This window comes from uncultured Dechloromonas sp. (genome assembly GCF_945957265.1).
In the GTDB taxonomy this organism is placed as follows: Bacteria; Pseudomonadota; Gammaproteobacteria; order Burkholderiales; family Rhodocyclaceae; genus Azonexus.
In genome coordinates this window covers 105,886-120,957 of sequence record NZ_CAMFKO010000006.1, presented here as the reverse complement: position 1 = coordinate 120,957, position 15,072 = coordinate 105,886, and the positions used below count along the sequence as shown (strand labels likewise).

Here is a 15,072-nt window from a genome sequence, read left to right as displayed (position 1 = left end):
GGGAAACGCCAGGCACGCGTTTCGGCATGCAAAAGGCCGCCGGTTGGCGGCCTTTTGCATGGGGCCGGCGCGACGACTAATCCAGTGTCGCGATGTACTCCGCGACGGCGTGCGTTTCCAGTTCGCTCAGCTTGGAGGCGATGGTGTGCATGATCGCGTTGTCGTTGGTTCGCTCGCGCTTGTTGAACTGTTTGAGCTGGTCCTCGATGTAGCGCGGATGCTGGCCGGCCAGGCGGGGGAGTTGCGGCGTGCCCAGTCCCTTCGAGCCGTGGCAGCTGCCGCAGGCCGGCAGGCCGCTGAAGTTGTTGCCGCGGTCGAAAATGTACTTGCCGACGGCAAGCAGTTCCTTGTCCCGGGCCGGACGCGGGCCGACGACCTTGCTCTGGAAGAAGGCGCCGAGCGCCTTCATCTCGGCCGGGGTCAGTTCTTCCGCCTGCGGTTTCATGGTGTCGCTGGCGCGCTTGCCGGATTTGAAGTCGGCCAGCTGCCGGGCGATGTAATCGGCGTGCTGTCCGGCCAGGCGCGGGAAGACGGCGCTGGCCGATTCGCCGTTCAGGCCGTGGCACAGAAAGCAGCGGCCGCCGACGATTTCCTCGGCGCGAGCCAGGTCGTTGGCGAGAACGGGAGCGCTCAGGCAGATGCCGAGCAGGCCTGCTCCCAGCAGGCGGCGAGTGATGGTTCCCAAAATATTCCCCCGGTTGATGGTTGTGAATATATTATCAAATAATAATTAGCTTACACTTGCCTTTCAAACAACGGCGTACGGCCTCGCCGGTGCCGGTTTTTTCGGTGCCGGCGGATGGCTCGCAATGCCCGACGAGGAGACATTCATGGAACGTCGCGCTTTCATCCGGGCGGCCACCGCCCTGGGCGGTTTGCTGGCCGCCGAGTTCGCGCCCTGGCAGGGCATCGGCGCCATGGCCAGGGAAGTGGACGATTTCGTGCGCGGGCCGGCCGTGCGCGATCATCCCCTGCGCCAGGTGTCGCCGCATGTCTGGATGATCTTTTCGCCGGACGGTTTTCCGACGCCGGAGAACCAGGGAATGATGTGCAACCTGACCTTCGTGGATACTGCCAAGGGGCTGGTGGTCATCGACTCCGGCGCTTCCGTGCAGATCGGCGAAATGGCCATCCGCCAGATCAGGAAGCAATGGAAGAAGCCCGTCGTGGCGATCATCAACACCCATTATCACGGCGATCATTGGCTGGGCAACCACGCCTTTGTCGATGCCTACGGCAAGGACCTGCCGATCCATGCCCATCCGGGGACGATCCGCGAAATCGAGGGGGTGCAGGGCAAGATGTGGCGGACCCTGCTCGAGCAATGGACCAATCAGGCAACGCTGGGGACGCGGGTGGTTCCACCGCGCCTGCCGCTGGAGAACGGCGCCGAGCTGCGTTACGGCGATGTGACGCTGCGCCTGCATCACTACGGCACGGCCCACACGCCTTACGATCTATGCGTCGAGGTGGTCGAGGACAAACTGACCTGCGTCGGCGACGTAGCCATGGACAGGCGCATCGCCAACATGGACGACGGCTCCTTCCTGGGCACTTTCAAGGCTTACGGCCAGCTCGAGCGCGAGGTGGCCAGCCGGATCTGGCTGCCGGGTCACGGCGAGCCGGGCGCCGGCGTGCTGGCCTGGAACAAGGCCTTGTTCGAAGGCATCTACCGGCCCTGCGAACAGGCGGTCAAGGAAGGCCTGCCACTCGAGGCGGCCAAGGAACTGGTCCTGCGCGACCCGCGGGTGGCCTCGCGGGCCAGGGAAACGCGCGGTTTCGACACGAATATCGGGAAGTATGTCAGTCTTGCCTATCTGGAAGCCGAGGCGGCCAGTTTCTGAACCATCGCGCGCGAGGAGAGACCATGAGCATCTTTCGCATTCTTCCCTGGCTGCTGCTGGCCCCGCTTGCGGCCACGGCCGAGGAGCCATGGGGCAAGGTCGACCTGAAGGCGGCGCCCGAGCTGCATCAGAAGGGCTGCGTCAGCTGCCATGTCCGGATGTATGGCGGCGACGGGAGCAAGATGTACTCCCGCGATGGCCGGATGCTGTCCAACAAGCTGGAACTGCTGCAGCGGGTGGCGGCCTGCAATGCGCAGGTCGGCGCCGGCTGGTTCCCTGAGGAGGAAGGCAGCGTCGCTGCCTGGCTGAACCAGCGCTATTACCACTTCGACAACTGAGCGGCGGTCCGGGCGGCCCGCCGCAACGGCGGGTCAGTTCTCGATTTCGTAAACCACGTCGGCCCGGCGGTTTTCCGCCCACGAGCTTTCGTCGTGGCCGGTCAGCTTGGGGCGGGCTTCGCCCAGGGTCCTGATGTTCACCTGCTTGTCGCCGGCGCCGTGGGAGACCAGCGTCGAGCGCACGTTCTCGGCGCGCTTCAGGCCCAGCTTGCGGTTGTAGTCGACGCTGCCGCGCTCGTCGGCGTTGCCTTCGATGCGCACGCGGGCCTTGGGGTGCTCGGCCAGGTAGCGGGCATGGGCGCGCAGCGCCGGGTCGTAATCCGCCTTGATGTCGGCGCTGTTCAGCTCGAAGTAGACGCTGCGTTGCGTGCGCAGGCCGACCGGGTCGATCCGGATCGGCTTGTCGGCCTCGACCGGGGCGGCGGATGCCGTCCTGGGCATTTGCCCATCCTGCTGCAATTCCGCCGGCACCGGCTGGCCAAGCAGGCCGGGATGCACACGCAGCGGGCCGTTTTGCGAAATGTGCGTGCTCGGCGGAATGGTGCTCTTGGTGGAGCAGGCGGCGAGCAGGGCGGAGAGCAGGAGAATGGCTGGCAGGGTGGCGCGCATCTTGATTGTCGGCGGCTTGAAGAATCCACAATGATAGCCGCTCGCATGAGTGGCGAATAGTGCCGAGCTTCGGGTTGTCGGTGGATTTGCGAGCTGTGTAATAAGCAAATTCAAAAATTGTCTTTGTGGTTATATATGACTTCGCTAAATTAGCGCTTGTCCAAAGCGAGGTGAACCATGACCCATTTCCGTAAATCGATTGCCGCCCTTCTGCTCGGCCTGGCCGCCGGTGCCGCCCTGGCCGACGCGACGCTGCTGAACGCTTCCTACGATGTCGCCCGCGATGTCTACAAGGATTACAACCCGATGTTCCAGAAGTACTGGAAGGCCAAGACCGGCGAAAGCCTGGAGCTGAAGCAGTCGCATGGCGGCTCGTCGAAGCAGGTGCGCGCCGTGGCCGACGGCCTGGAAGCCGACGTGGTGACCATGAACCAGACCAACGACATCGAGTTCCTGGCCGACAAGGGCCTGGTTGCCAAGGATTGGGCGAAGAAGTTCCCGAACAGCGCGTCGCCGTACACGTCGGCGATGGTGTTCATCGTGCGCAAGGGCAACCCGAAGGCGCTCAAGGACTGGCCGGACATTGCCGCGCCCGGTATCCAGGTCATCCTGCCGCACCCGAAGAATACCGGCAACGGCCGCAACACCTATCTGTCGGCCTGGGCCTGGGCGCTGAAGCAACCGGGCGGCAGCGATGCCAAGGCGCAGGAATTCGTCGGCAAGCTGTTGAAGAATGCCCCGCTGTTCGCCGCCGGCGGCCGCGATGCGACGACGACCTTCATGCAGCGCGGCCTGGGCGACGTGCTGGTGACCTTCGAGTCCGAAGCCGAGATGATCGCCAAGGAATTCGGCAAGGGTAATTTCGAGGTCGTCTATCCCAGCCTGACGATGCAGACCGAATTCCCGGTCGCCGTCGTCGACAAGGTGGTGGACAAGAAGGGTACGCGCAAGCAGGCGACGGCTTACCTGGAGTACCTGTGGTCCAAGGAGGGCCAGGAGAACGCCGCGCAGAACTACCTGCGCCCGCGCGACGCCGAACTGCTGAAGAAGTATGCCCAGTTCTTCCCCGCAGTGAAGACCTTCACGGTGGACGAGGTGTTCGGCGGCGCCAACAAGGCCTTCGCCGCGCACTTCAAGGATGGCGGCAGCTTCGACCAGATTTACGTCGCCAAGTAAGCCTGCGATCCTGGCGCATCGGCGGCCGGGGTTGCCCGGCCGTTGCCTTTGTTGCGCCCGCTCAGAACAATCGCTCCCAGAATGAATTCCTATGTCCGCTAAACCCCAACGCGTGTTGCCCGGCTTCGGCCTGGCGCTGGGTTACACCTTGGTCTATCTCTCGCTGCTCATCCTGCTGCCCCTGGGCGGCATGGTCCTCAAGGCGTCCGAGCTCGGCTTCGGCCAGATTCTCGACATCGCCCTCGGCGAACGCTCGCTGGCCGCCTTTCGCGTCACTTTCATGTCGTCGCTGCTGGCCGCCTCGATCAATGCCTTCTTCGGCCTGATCGTCGCCTGGATCCTGGTGCGCTACCCCTTTCCGGGCAAGCGCTTCGTCGATGCGCTGGTCGATCTGCCCTTCGCGCTGCCGACCGCGGTGGCGGGCATCACCCTGGCCACGCTGTATGCCGGCAACGGCTGGCTGGGCAGCCATCTCGAGCCGCTGGGCATCAAGGTCGCCTACACGCCGCTCGGCATCATCGTGGCGCTGACCTTCATCACCCTGCCCTTCGTCGTGCGCACGCTGCAGCCGGTGATCGAGGATATCGAGACCGAGGTCGAGGAAGCCGCCGCCTCGCTCGGCGCCTCGCGCTGGCAGACCTTCGTCAAGGTGATCTTTCCGGCCATCGGCCCGGCGCTGCTCACCGGGTTCGCGCTGGCCTTCGCCCGCGCGCTCGGCGAATTCGGCTCGGTCATCTTCATCGCCGGCAACCTGCCGCTGATTTCCGAAATCGTGCCGCTGCTGATCATCTCCAAGCTGGAACAGTACGACGTGCTCGGCGCGACGGCGCTGGCCGTGGTCATGCTGGCCATCTCCTTCGTGCTGCTGCTGGTCATCAACGCCTTGCAGTGGTGGGCCGCCAACCGGCACAAGAACAGCGAGCCGCTGGAAGTCGCCGCCGGCAAGGCGAAGGCGGGTGAAGCATGAGGGCCAACAAACTGACCCGCGCCACGCAGGAACCGGCCTGGGTACGCACCCTGCTGCTCACGGTCGGCCTCGGCTTCCTGTTCTTCTTCCTCGGCCTGCCGCTGATCGCCGTCTTCGTCGAAGCCCTGGCGCAGGGCCTGCCGATCTATCTCGAAGCGCTGAAGGAGCCGGAAACCCGCTCGGCGATCTGGCTGACCATCGTCATCGCGCTGGCCGTGCTGCCCTTCAATATCCTGTTCGGCGTGGCGGCGGCCTGGGCTATCGCCAAGTTCGACTTCAGGGGCAAGAGCCTGCTCATCACGCTGATCGACCTGCCGTTCGCCGTATCGCCGGTCGTCGCCGGCCTGATCTTCATCCTGATGTTCGGCTCGCAGGGTTATTTCGGCGAATGGATGGCGGCGCACGACCTGAAAATCATCTTCGCCGTGCCGGGCATGATCCTCGCGACGCTGTTCATCACCTTCCCCTTCATCGCCCGCGAATTGATCCCGCTGATGCAGTCGCAGGGCAAGGACGAGGAGGAGGCGGCGGTGTCGCTCGGCGCCTCCGGCTGGCAGATGTTCTGGCGCGTGACCCTGCCCAACATCAAGTGGGGCCTGCTCTACGGCGTCATCCTGTCGAATGCCCGGGCGATGGGCGAATTCGGCGCGGTCAGCGTGGTTTCCGGGCATATCCGCGGCGAAACCAACACCCTGCCGCTGCACGTCGAAATCCTCTACAACGAATACAACGCGATCGGCGCTTTTGCCGCCGCCTCGGTGCTGGCGCTGCTGGCGCTGGTGACGCTGGTGGCCAAGACCGTCGTCGAATGGCGCATGAAGGCCGAGACCGACATGCTGAACGCTGAACTCCCCGGCGAGAAAACCTCATGAGCATCGAAATCCGCAACATCTCCAAGCGCTTCGGCAACTTCGTCGCGCTCGACAACATCAACCTCGACATCCCGACCGGCGAACTGGTCGCGCTGCTCGGCCCCTCCGGCTGCGGCAAGACCACCTTGCTGCGCATCATCGCCGGCATGGAAACGGCCGATCAGGGCGAGATCCTGTTCTCCGGCGCCGAGGCCACCCACCTGCACGCCCGCGACCGCAACGTCGGCTTCGTCTTCCAGCATTACGCGCTGTTCCGCCACATGACGGTGTTCGAGAACGTCGCCTTCGGCCTGCGCGTCAAGCCGCGCAAGGAGCGGCCGTCCGACGCCGAAATCAGGCGCCGGGTCATGGAACTGCTCGGCCTGGTCCAGCTCGACTGGCTGGCCGACCGCTATCCGTCGCAGCTGTCCGGCGGCCAGCGCCAGCGCATCGCGCTGGCCCGGGCGCTGGCCGTCGAGCCCAAGGTGCTGCTGCTCGACGAGCCGTTCGGCGCGCTCGACACCAAGGTGCGCAAGGAACTGCGCCGCTGGCTGCGCCGCCTGCACGACGACATGCACATCTCGTCGGTGTTCGTGACCCACGACCAGGAAGAGGCGCTGGAAGTCGCCGACCGCGTCGTGGTGATGAACCACGGCAGGATCGAGCAGATCGGCTCGCCGGACGAGGTGTACTCGGCGCCGGCCTCGCCCTTCGTCTACCAGTTCCTCGGCAATGTGAACGTCTTCCACAGCCGGGTGCAGGGCGGCTATGCCGAGGTCGAGCGCTGCGAAGCGCCGGAGAAGGCGACCGCCTTCGTCCGTCCGCACGATATCGACATCAGCCATGCGCTCAGCGAGGGCAGCCTGGAGGCGACCGTGCAGCACGTCCATCCGATCGGGCCGGTGGTTCGCGTCGAGTTGCTGCACGGCCAGGAGATCGTCGAGGTCGAGCTGTCGCGCGAGCGTCACGAGGCCCTGCAACTGGCGGTCGGCCAGTCGGTGTGGTTCAGGCCCCGCCAGATGCGGGTCTTCGGTGCCGACGCGCAGGTGCAGGCCGGTCCCGACAAACAGCCCTTCCTGTTCTGATCCGGGGCAAATCGGGCGGCCGGGGGCGGGTGCTATAATCGGCCCCCACTCCGTTCGCACAACCGTACCCGGTGATATTTACCCTCGGCATCAACCACCATTCCGCACCCCTCGCCATCCGTGAGCGGGTGGCGTTCGGCGCCGACAAATTGGGACACGCGCTGGCCGACCTGACCAGCGAACGGCCGGTGCGCGAGGTGGCCATCCTGTCCACCTGCAACCGCACCGAAATCTACTGTGCGGCCGAGTCGCCGGACGTGGTGATCGACTGGCTGTCCCAGTACCACCAGGTGCCGCGCAACGAACTGGTGCCCTACGTCTACACCCACGACCAGCCGGCGGCCATCCGCCACGCCTTCCGCGTCGCCAGCGGTCTCGACTCGATGGTCATCGGCGAACCGCAGATCCTCGGCCAGATGAAGGACGCGGTGCGCGCCGCCGAGGAAAACGGCACGCTCGGCACCCAGCTGCACAAGCTCTTCCAGCGCTCCTTCTCGGTCGCCAAGGAAGTGCGCAGCACCACGGCCATCGGCGCCAACATCGTCTCCATGGCGGCGGCCGGCGTGCACCTGGCCGAGCGCATCTTCGAGTCGATTGGCGACCAGCGCATCCTGTTCATCGGCGCCGGCGAGATGATCGAACTGTGCGCCGCCCACTTCTGCGCCAACAAGCCGAAGCAGGTCACCATCGCCAACCGCACCATCGAGCGCGGTCGGGCGCTGGCCGAGCAGTACGGCGGCTCCGCCATCCGTCTCGACGAACTGGGCGAGCACCTGGCCGCCCACGACATCGTCGTTTCCTGTACCGCCAGCCCGCTGCCGATCATCGGTCTGGGCATGGTCGAGCGGGCCATCAAGGCGCGCCGTCACCGGCCGATGTTCATGGTCGACCTGGCTGTCCCGCGCGACATCGAGGAGGAGGTCGGCCGCCTCGACGACGTCTTCCTCTACACCGTCGACGACCTGGCGCAGGTGGTCGAGAGCGGCCTGGAGTCGCGGCAGGCTGCCGTGGTCGAGGCCGAGGACATCATCGCCAACCGGGTCAAGGATTTCCTCGGCTGGCTGGAATCGCGCGATACCGTGCCGGTCATCCGTTCCTTGCGCGATTCGGCGGAACGCATGCGTCGCCACGAGATGGAGCATGCGCTGAAGCTGCTGGCCAAGGGCGAAAACCCCGAGAAAGTGCTCGATCACCTGGCGCATCGCCTGACCAACAAGTTCCTGCACGCGCCCACCCAGACCCTGAATGCGGCCGATGCCGGCGAGCGCGCCGAGCTCCAGGCAGCGGCGGCACGCCTCTTCCACCTGCACGCCGGCGATTAAGAAGGGCTACTGTTCCGGCCGCCTGCGGCCGGCGGCGACAAGCCGGTTGCGTCCCTCGCGCTTGGCCTGCAGCAGCGCCTCGTCGGCTGCTTCGATCAGCGAGCTGCTGGTAGCGTAGGCGGGCAGGGCGGCAATGCCGCAACTGAAGCTGGCGCGCAGCGCACCGCGTCCGTGGGCATGCGGCAGGCGGGCGAAATCCTCGCGGATGCGCTCGAGCAGGGTCGTCGCCTGGCCGGCGTCGACACCGCCCAGCGCGACGATGAATTCCTCCCCGCCGTAGCGCCCGATCAGGTCGGTGTTGCGCAGGCGTCCGCGCAGCAGCCAGGCCAGGCTGCGGATGACCTGGTCGCCCACCGGGTGTCCGTAGTTGTCGTTGATCGACTTGAAGCGGTCGATGTCGATCATCGCCACGCTCAGGTGGCCGGCCGGCAGGGCGCGGCGCAGCATGTGCTCCAGTTGTTCCTTGGCGGCCGAATGGTTGAGCAGGCCGGTCAGGCTGTCGTGGCGCCCGGAGCGCAACATGTCGCGATAGCGGTCGATCTTGGTCTTGACCACGGCGCTCAGGATGATCGGGTTGGCCGGCTTGGTCAGGAACTGGTCGCCGCCCAGACGCAGCGCCTCGACCTGTTGCCCGATGTCGGTTTCGCCGGACAGGTAGATGACCGGGACGGACTGGTATTCGGGAATCTGGCGCAGGGCGCGGGTCACCTCGACGCCGGTGCAGAAGGGCATGTACATGTCCATCAGGATGGCGTGCGGACGGTAGTCGGCGCAGGCCTGGAGCAGGGACAGCGGCGTGTTGATGGCGCGGCTGTCGATGCCGTGCAGTTCGAGGGCGCGCTGGATGTGCGCGGTCGCCGTCTTCGAGTCCTCGACGATGAGGACGCGGTGGGTTTCCTGTTCACGGCTTTCGACCAGGTCGAGAATGCGCGAGAGCATGTCGCTCAGCCGGTATTCCGCCGGAATGCACACGTTGGCGCCGGCGCGCTGGAGGTTGACGATGGCTTCCAGCGCGGGCGGCACCGAGAGGCAATAGACATAGCTGGCCAGGTGGCGGGCGCGCAGCTTTTGCAGGGCGGCCAGCGCGTGCTGCGGATAGATGCTGTTTTCCTGGTCGGGGACGATGATGATGGCCAGCGGCTCCTCGCCTGCCGCGGGCGTCTCGTCCCAGCCGACGGCCTGGGGGCGGAAGCCGTAGAACGCGAGTTGCTCGACCAGGGCGGCGCTCCAGGCGTGGCCGGGGCGCGAGACGATCAGGATGTTGCGCTGGCGTATCCACGGGTCGCGCTCGTCGTCCGTCGCGTCGGACAGGCGCTTGGCCATCACGGCCGGCGTCTCGTGGCGGAGGAGCAGCTGCAGGATGACGTTCAGTTGCTGACTGATGGCTGCCGACTGCTCGTCGGAAACCGGGCGCAGGCTGTGGTCGGTGAGGCAGGCCAGGGCGCGGTTTTCCAACTCCTGGCAGGCGCCGGCCAGCCCCGGCAGGTTCTGCTGGGTGAGGCGCTCGGTCAGGCCGTTCAGCGACAGGGTGAACTCGACGAACTGGTCGAATTCTCCGCTGCTGCGGTAGTGCTGCCAGCGGAGGTCGAGCGTTTTCGCCAGGGCAATGAGGGAGTGGGAGACTTCGTGCATGGGGGCGGGCCTGAAGGTGGGCCATTATCACGTCATAGATCGTCGCGGGCAATTGCCATTCGTCGCCGATCAATGGTGATCTCGGTTAGAATTTCGCCCCCTGAATCAATTACCTGGCAGATCTTCCCGATGAAATCGAGCATTCGCCAAAAACTGGAGTTGCTGGTCGATCGCCTCGACGAAATCGACCGCATGCTGGCTTCGCCCGATGCGGCCAACGACATGGATCAGTTCCGCAAGCTGTCGCGCGAACGGGCCGAGGTCGAGCCGGTGGCCATCCAGTTCAATGCCTTCCGCCAGGCGGAAAACGATCTGGCCGAAGCCGAGGCCATGCTCGCCGACCCGGACATGCGCGACTTCGCCGAAGAGGAAATGGCCGCGGCCAAGGCGCGCCTGCCCGAACTCGAGGTCGAACTGCAGAAGCTGCTGCTGCCCAGGGACCCCAACGACGAAAAGAACGTCCTGCTCGAAATCCGTGCCGGCACCGGCGGCGACGAGTCGGCGCTGTTCGCCGGCGACCTCTTCCGCATGTATTCGCGCTACGCCGAGCGCCAGCGCTGGCAGGTCGAGATCATGTCGGCCAGCGAGTCGGAACTCGGCGGCTATCGCGAAATCATCTGCCGGCTGGCCGGCAACGGCGCCTATTCGCGGCTGAAGTTCGAATCCGGCGGCCATCGCGTGCAGCGCGTGCCGGAAACCGAGACCCAGGGCCGCATCCACACCTCGGCCTGTACCGTGGCGGTGATGCCGGAGGCCGACGAGGTCGAGGACGTGAACCTCAACCCGGCCGACCTGCGCATCGACACCTTCCGCGCCTCCGGCGCCGGCGGCCAGCACATCAACAAGACCGACTCGGCGGTGCGCATCACGCACATCCCGACCGGCATCGTCGCCGAATGCCAGGACGGCCGCTCGCAGCACGCCAACAAGGCCTCGGCCATGCGCGTGCTCGCCGCCCGCATCAAGGACGTGCAGGTGCGCGCCCAGCAAAGCGCCATCGCCAGCACCCGCAAGAGCCTGATCGGCTCCGGCGACCGTTCCGAGCGCATCCGCACCTACAATTTCCCGCAAGGGCGCATCACCGACCACCGTATCAACCTGACGCTGTACAAGATCGCCGCGATCATGGACGGCGACATGGACGAGCTGCTCGGCGCGTTGGCCTCGGAGCACCAGGCCGACCAGCTGGCCGAACTGGCGGAACAGAACTGAGCATGACCACGCTCGGCGAAGCGCTGGCCTTCGCGCGGCAGAAGATAGACCGCCTCGACGCCCGCCTGCTGCTGCAATACGCCGCCGGCTGCACGCACGCCGACCTGCTGGCGCGGCCGGAAACGCCGCTCATCGCGCCGGCTTTCGACCAGTTCGCCGGGTGGGTGGCCCGCCGCGCCGCCGGCGAGCCGCTGGCCTACCTGGTCGGCGAGGCCGAGTTCCGCGGCCGGGTCTTCCAGGTCTCGCCCGATGTCCTGATTCCCCGTCCGGAAACCGAGGTGCTCATCGACCTGGCGCTGGAAAGGCTGGCGGGCAGGGCATCGCCGTCGGTCGTCGATCTCGGCACCGGCTCCGGCATCGTCGCCGTCTCGCTGGCGCTCGAGTGTCCGGCCGCCAGCGTGGCGGCGGTCGACCTGTCGCCCGGCGCACTGGCCGTGGCCCGCAACAATGCCGGTCGCCTCGGGGCACGTATCGATTTCCAGGCCGGCGACTGGTTCGCCCCGCTGGCCGGCCGGCACTTCGACCTGATCGTTTCCAACCCGCCCTACGTCGCCGACGGCGACCCGCATCTCGAACGCGACGGCCTGCCGCACGAGCCGCGCATGGCGCTGAGCGACCTGCAGCCCGGCGGCAACGGCCTGGCCTGCATCCGCCGCATCGTGGCGGCGGCGGCAGCCCACCTGAATCCCGGCGGCTGGCTTTTGTTCGAGCACGGCTACGACCAGGGGGCCGCCAGCCGGAACTTATTGGCCGACGCCGGGTTCAAAGACCCATTCACTCATCCCGACCTGGCCGGCATCGACCGTGTTTCAGGCGCTCAACTGTAATCTGGAGATTCCATGTCCGACGTTCAGCAACGCATCCGCGAAACCGTGACCAGCAACCCGGTCGTCCTCTACATGAAGGGCGATGCCCGCTTCCCGCAGTGCGGTTTCTCGGCCACCGCCGTGCAGATCCTCAAGGTCTGCGGCGTCAACGATTTCGTCACCGTCAACGTGCTGGCCGACGAGGAAATCCGCCAGGGCGTCAAGGAATACGCCAACTGGCCGACCATTCCGCAGCTCTACATCAAGGGCGAGTTCGTCGGCGGCTGCGACATCATGAAGGAGATGTACCACTCCGGCGAATTGCAGCAATTGCTCGAGGGCATTGCGCAGGCCTGATTCCTTCGTCCGCTCAACCCGCAGGGCCGGCCGCTGAGCCGGCCTTGTCGTTTGTGCGGCGCAGCCACTTGAGGATGGCCAGGAACAGCATGTCGGGCGCCACCGGCTTGCCGATGTGGTCGTTCATGCCCGCGTCCAGGCAGCGTTGGCGATCCTCGGCGAAGGCGTTGGCGGTCATGGCCAGGACCGGGACCCCGGCATAGCCGGGCAGCGCGCGAATGGCCCGGGTGGCGTCGATGCCGTTCATCACCGGCATCTGCATGTCCATCAGGATCAGGGCGTAGGGCTTGCGACGCGCCAGGTCGACGGCCGCGGCGCCGTCGTCGGCAACATCGACCGTCAGGCCGCTGTCGATCAGCAGCTCGCAGGTGACCTCCTGGTTGATCGGCTCGTCCTCGGCAAGCAGGATGGTCAGGCCGGAGAATTCGCGGGCAATGGCGGCGCATGCATCCTCGCCGATCGTGTCGGTGTTTTCCGTCGCGCCGGTCGCCTTGAGCTGGCGCAGGGTGAACCAGAAGGTGGTGCCCGATCCCTCCTCGCTGCGGACGCCGATCTCGCCCCCCATCAGGCCGATCAGCCGCTTGCAGATGGCCAGCCCCAGGCCCGTGCCGCCATATTTGCGGGTCATCGTGTTGTCGCTCTGCTCGAAGGCGTTGAACAGCCGGGGCAGGCTGGATTCGGCAATGCCGATGCCGGTGTCGATCACCTCGACGCGGTAGTGCAATTCGTCGTCGCCGTCGCCCAGGGCGGCGATGCGGACATCGACGCGGCCGCCCGGCGGGGTGAATTTGATGGCGTTGCCGACGAGGTTGATCATGACCTGGCGCAGCCGGACCGGATCGCCGCAAAGCCGCTGTCTGCCCAGCGCTGCGGGCAGGTCGATGTCCAGCTGCAGCGCTTTTTCCTGGGCCTTGCCCCTGAGCAGGGCATCCATGTCGCGCAGAATGCCGTCGAGCGTGAATGCCGTCTGCTCGAAGGTCATCCGCTCGGCTTCTATTTTCGACAGGTCGAGAATGTCGCTGATGACCGCCAGGAGATGGCGGGAGGCGTGCATGACCTTGCTCAGCCGTTCCTTTTGCTGCAGGTCGTCGGTTCGCTGCAGGGCGCTTTCGGTCATGCCCATGATGGCGTTCATCGGCGTCCGCAGCTCGTGGCTCATGTTGGCCAGGAAGGTGCTTTTCGCCCGGTTGGCCGCTTCCGCCTGGTCCTTGGCCTGGCGCAGCTCCGTCGTCCGCTCGCCGACCAGCGTTTCCAGCTGCCGGCGGTGTTTTTCCAGTTCGGCTTCGTTGCGCTTGCGCTCGGAAATGTCGTGCCCGATGCCGAGGACGCCGATCAGCTCGCCCTGGCCGTCGACGACCGGTACCTTGGTCGTCTCCAGCAGTTCGCGATGCCCGTCGTTGGCAAAGGTGATCCACTCCTCGTTGACGCTCGGTCCGCCGCGCTGCATGGCCTTGCGGTCGTGTTCCCGGAAAAAGTCGGCCAGTTCCTTGTCGACGAAGTCGTAGTCGGTGCGGCCGAGGATGTTCTCCTTGGGGGCGCCGAAGAAGGCCTCGAAGCGGGGGTTGCAGGCCAGGTACACCCCGTCCGGGTCCTTCAGCCACAACAGGTCGGGCAGGTATTCGATGAGCGCGTTGAGATGGGCGTTGACCTGGGCGAGTTCGGCCGCCGTTTTCTTCGACACGGCCTGCTCGGAAAGCAGTGCCTCGGTTCGATGGCCGAGCAGCGCCTCGCGATGGCGCGAGGTGGCGAGCAGCTGATTGAAGGCGCTGACCAGGTCGCCGATTTCGTCGGCGCAGAGGACGGGCAGGCTGTCCGGCAGTCCCGGATCGTAGACGGGCGAGTTCAGCGCCTGCGTGGCGGCCGTCAGGGGGGCGAGCCGCTGGCGCAGCAAATGGGTCGTCACCCACCAGGTGAGCAGGCAGGCAAGCACGGAGAGGACCAGCGTGGCGAGCAGCATTTTCTGCCAGAGCGCTTCGATCGGGGCAAATGCCGTATCGGTCGGCAGGATGGTGACGACGAACCAGTCGGCCAGGGGAATGCGGCGGCTGGCTGAGATTTCCTCGACGCCCCGCGAATTGACGGCGACCCCGTAGCCTTCGTAGCCCTGCATGTAGCGGTCATGCATGGCATTGGCGCCGGGGGCCGGCACCGCCTGCATGATGCGCGCCTTGTCGCTGGCCGTGACGATCGTCTGGTGGTCGGGGGCGATCAGCAGGAAGCCGACATTGCTGCCGATCCGGGCCTCGATGTTGCGCTCGAGGAAATTGGCCTCGCTCAGGTTGATCGAGCCGGCAACGGCGCCGATGATCGTTCCCCGGTCGTTCCGGATCGGTACGGCCAGGCTGATGAGCGGGGACTGAATCACTTTGCCGATGGTCGGCCGGCCGATGGCGCGCTTCCCATCCTTCAGCGCGGCAAGCATGTAGTCGCGATCGGCGTAGCTGGTAGCCAGGCGTGCAGGCGATCTCGGTGCCACGGCAAGGGGAACCGCGTCGGTTCCGGTTATCCGGATGCCGGCATTGAAGAGCTGCAGCAGGATGGGCTGGTTGTCGAGCCAGGCCTGTAGTTCGGCGGCCGGTCCGAGGGCGGCCGGCGCGAGATGCCGGGCGACCGACTCGAGCGCGATGAAACGTCGCTCAAGCTCGTCGTTGGTCGCCGAGGCGAGCACCGAAACCGTCGCGAACTGCTGCTCTCCGAGCAGTTGCGCGGTGTCGTGGCGGAGGGTGCGATAGCTGTAGAACGATAGCGACCAGAGGGCGGCCAGGAAGATGGCGAGCGTGACAAGCGCCAGTCGGGTCTTCAGGGACTGCCAGGAGTAAGGCCCCGCTCGCATGCGAAACTCCATGGAGGAATCGTTTCGCATACTGTAACGG

The 15,072-nt window shown here is 65.9% G+C and carries 14 protein-coding genes; 10 read left to right on the top strand and 4 right to left on the bottom strand.

Translation table 11 applies throughout. The features are described from left to right. Positions 1 to 76: 76 nt before the first annotated feature. Positions 77 to 685 (bottom strand): c-type cytochrome, encoded by a 609-nt coding sequence (locus Q0P59_RS05445; protein WP_295004380.1) that lies wholly within the window; start codon positions 683 to 685, stop codon positions 77 to 79. Between the two features lie 145 nt (positions 686 to 830). Here Q0P59_RS05445 and Q0P59_RS05440 point away from each other — a divergent pair, with 145 nt between their 5' ends. Beyond that, the gene (locus Q0P59_RS05440) at positions 831 to 1,844 is read left to right on the top strand and encodes an MBL fold metallo-hydrolase (RefSeq protein ID WP_295004378.1); all 1,014 of its coding nucleotides are present in this window, start codon (positions 831 to 833) and stop codon (positions 1,842 to 1,844) included. Positions 1,845 to 1,867: 23 nt separating this feature from the next. Then, positions 1,868 to 2,182 (top strand): cytochrome c, encoded by a 315-nt coding sequence (locus Q0P59_RS05435; protein WP_295004376.1) that lies wholly within the window; start codon positions 1,868 to 1,870, stop codon positions 2,180 to 2,182. 33 nt (positions 2,183 to 2,215) lie between these two features. Here the strand turns inward: Q0P59_RS05435 and Q0P59_RS05430 are convergent, their stop codons facing one another. Further along, a complete protein-coding gene (locus Q0P59_RS05430) occupies positions 2,216 to 2,791 on the bottom strand; it encodes an OmpA family protein (protein WP_295004374.1) in 576 nt (191 codons plus the stop codon). 177 nt (positions 2,792 to 2,968) lie between these two features. On the opposite strand from Q0P59_RS05430, the gene Q0P59_RS05425 reads away from it, so the two are divergent. The 5 genes from Q0P59_RS05425 to hemA all read left to right on the top strand — a co-directional run bounded on the left by Q0P59_RS05425 (position 2,969) and on the right by hemA (position 8,192). After that, complete coding sequence (locus Q0P59_RS05425) at positions 2,969 to 3,967, top strand: sulfate ABC transporter substrate-binding protein (protein WP_295004372.1); 999 nt, start codon at positions 2,969 to 2,971, stop codon at positions 3,965 to 3,967. Positions 3,968 to 4,058: 91 nt separating this feature from the next. Continuing rightward, positions 4,059 to 4,934 (top strand): sulfate ABC transporter permease subunit CysT, encoded by an 876-nt coding sequence (cysT, locus tag Q0P59_RS05420; protein ID WP_295004370.1) that lies wholly within the window; start codon positions 4,059 to 4,061, stop codon positions 4,932 to 4,934. Next, complete coding sequence (cysW, locus tag Q0P59_RS05415; RefSeq protein ID WP_295004368.1) at positions 4,931 to 5,806, top strand: sulfate ABC transporter permease subunit CysW; 876 nt, start codon at positions 4,931 to 4,933, stop codon at positions 5,804 to 5,806. The genes cysT and cysW overlap by 4 nt, the downstream gene beginning before the upstream one ends. Further along, entirely contained in the window at positions 5,803 to 6,870 is a 1,068-nt protein-coding gene (locus Q0P59_RS05410; protein WP_295004366.1) for a sulfate ABC transporter ATP-binding protein, read from the top strand. The genes cysW and Q0P59_RS05410 overlap by 4 nt, the downstream gene beginning before the upstream one ends. Positions 6,871 to 6,941: 71 nt before the next feature. Beyond that, positions 6,942 to 8,192 carry a glutamyl-tRNA reductase gene (gene hemA / locus Q0P59_RS05405; RefSeq protein ID WP_295004364.1) on the top strand — a complete coding sequence of 417 codons (1,251 nt, stop codon included), beginning with the start codon at positions 6,942 to 6,944 and terminating at the stop codon, positions 8,190 to 8,192. Positions 8,193 to 8,198: 6 nt separating this feature from the next. Here the strand turns inward: hemA and Q0P59_RS05400 are convergent, their stop codons facing one another. Then, positions 8,199 to 9,824: a diguanylate cyclase gene (locus Q0P59_RS05400; protein ID WP_295004362.1), complete on the bottom strand. Its 1,626-nt coding sequence runs from the start codon at positions 9,822 to 9,824 to the stop codon at positions 8,199 to 8,201. Positions 9,825 to 9,953: 129 nt separating this feature from the next. Between Q0P59_RS05400 and prfA the strand changes: the two genes are divergently transcribed. Genes prfA through grxD form a run of 3 tightly spaced genes read left to right on the top strand, consistent with a single transcriptional unit; the run spans position 9,954 to position 12,199 of the window. After that, positions 9,954 to 11,036: a peptide chain release factor 1 gene (gene prfA, locus Q0P59_RS05395; RefSeq protein WP_295004360.1), complete on the top strand. Its 1,083-nt coding sequence runs from the start codon at positions 9,954 to 9,956 to the stop codon at positions 11,034 to 11,036. Between the two features lie 2 nt (positions 11,037 to 11,038). Beyond that, positions 11,039 to 11,863, top strand: a complete 825-nt coding sequence (gene prmC / locus Q0P59_RS05390; protein WP_295004358.1) for a peptide chain release factor N(5)-glutamine methyltransferase — start codon at positions 11,039 to 11,041, stop codon at positions 11,861 to 11,863. 12 nt (positions 11,864 to 11,875) lie between these two features. Further along, positions 11,876 to 12,199: a Grx4 family monothiol glutaredoxin gene (gene grxD, locus Q0P59_RS05385; RefSeq protein ID WP_295004356.1), complete on the top strand. Its 324-nt coding sequence runs from the start codon at positions 11,876 to 11,878 to the stop codon at positions 12,197 to 12,199. A gap of 13 nt (positions 12,200 to 12,212) precedes the next feature. On the opposite strand, the gene Q0P59_RS05380 is transcribed toward grxD, so the two are convergent. After that, entirely contained in the window at positions 12,213 to 15,032 is a 2,820-nt protein-coding gene (locus Q0P59_RS05380; RefSeq protein WP_295004354.1) for an ATP-binding protein, read from the bottom strand. Positions 15,033 to 15,072 lie beyond the last annotated feature (40 nt).

What these genes read in the sequence shown, in the direction of transcription:
- Q0P59_RS05440 (WP_295004378.1), top strand. Translation starts at nt 831, where the DNA reads ATGGAACGTCGCGCTTTCATCCGGGCGGCCACCGCCCTGGGCGGTTTG.
- Q0P59_RS05435 (WP_295004376.1), top strand. Translation starts at nt 1,868, where the DNA reads ATGAGCATCTTTCGCATTCTTCCCTGGCTGCTGCTGGCCCCGCTTGCG.
- Q0P59_RS05430 (WP_295004374.1), bottom strand. Translation starts at nt 2,791, where the DNA reads ATGCGCGCCACCCTGCCAGCCATTCTCCTGCTCTCCGCCCTGCTCGCC.
- Q0P59_RS05425 (WP_295004372.1), top strand. Translation starts at nt 2,969, where the DNA reads ATGACCCATTTCCGTAAATCGATTGCCGCCCTTCTGCTCGGCCTGGCC.
- cysT (WP_295004370.1), top strand. Translation starts at nt 4,059, where the DNA reads ATGTCCGCTAAACCCCAACGCGTGTTGCCCGGCTTCGGCCTGGCGCTG.
- cysW (WP_295004368.1), top strand. Translation starts at nt 4,931, where the DNA reads ATGAGGGCCAACAAACTGACCCGCGCCACGCAGGAACCGGCCTGGGTA.
- Q0P59_RS05410 (WP_295004366.1), top strand. Translation starts at nt 5,803, where the DNA reads ATGAGCATCGAAATCCGCAACATCTCCAAGCGCTTCGGCAACTTCGTC.
- Q0P59_RS05400 (WP_295004362.1), bottom strand. Translation starts at nt 9,824, where the DNA reads ATGCACGAAGTCTCCCACTCCCTCATTGCCCTGGCGAAAACGCTCGAC.
- prfA (WP_295004360.1), top strand. Translation starts at nt 9,954, where the DNA reads ATGAAATCGAGCATTCGCCAAAAACTGGAGTTGCTGGTCGATCGCCTC.
- prmC (WP_295004358.1), top strand. Translation starts at nt 11,039, where the DNA reads ATGACCACGCTCGGCGAAGCGCTGGCCTTCGCGCGGCAGAAGATAGAC.
- grxD (WP_295004356.1), top strand. Translation starts at nt 11,876, where the DNA reads ATGTCCGACGTTCAGCAACGCATCCGCGAAACCGTGACCAGCAACCCG.
- Q0P59_RS05380 (WP_295004354.1), bottom strand. Translation starts at nt 15,032, where the DNA reads ATGCGAGCGGGGCCTTACTCCTGGCAGTCCCTGAAGACCCGACTGGCG.